The 733-nt window shown below is 54.0% G+C and carries 1 protein-coding gene; it reads left to right on the plus strand.

The annotated features are described in order from the left end of the window. On the plus strand, positions 1–733 hold a 733-nt coding region (locus J7439_RS25715; protein WP_209204904.1), incomplete at both ends, for a hypothetical protein.

Raw genomic sequence — 733 nt, forward strand, 5'->3', positions numbered from 1 at the left:
TCTATCGGGAAACGACAGGTACCGGGTTTTTTTTTATTATCCGGCATCCGGACGACCTGGATCATCACCCGTTAAGAAGGCTGCACTATTATCCCGCTCCCGGACAAAAAACCGAGCGTCCCGGGCTTCTTTATCAGTCAGTGCCCATCACCCTGGTTTTCGATTGTGACAATCTCAGGCCCAGACAGCTGGCCTCATTGAATGAGCTGTTGGAGAATCCACCCCGGCTGGATGGCCCTCCCATCAGCAAGGCAGTCAGCCGGATTGTTCTGGTTAAGGACGATTTAATATACAAGCCTGACGCTCCCGGACCGGATTTCTGGCGTCGGGTATTTGCCTTGAAGAGAACCGATTATGCAACCGTCAGAGCCACTAACCCCCGGGCCGTTGTGCCATCCTGGTCGGTAAGCCAGCGCACGGAGCCACCAGAGCCCGGGAGTTTGCTGATTCACTGTGCGGGTCAGGATGTCTTTGCCAGCCTGTTTGGCAACCTGGCCATCAACAGTAATGGAGAACAGTATTTTCGTGGCGGAGTGATCAGCAGCCAGCCTGAACCTGTGACCATCTGCCTGGTGGACCCGCCGGATGCCAAAAGCCGATTCTGGCAACATTTGTCTGATATTCTTGAGCAAGGCTACTTCATCGCCAATGGTGAACGGGTGGAGCTGCCAGCATCGCTGGTCTTGCAGAAATATCACACCCCGACAGAGAATATCACGGCATTCAAACAAGC

Origin of the sequence: Salinisphaera sp. G21_0 (assembly GCF_017744115.1) — a bacterium.
Taxonomy (GTDB): Bacteria; Pseudomonadota; Gammaproteobacteria; order Pseudomonadales; family Endozoicomonadaceae; genus Endozoicomonas.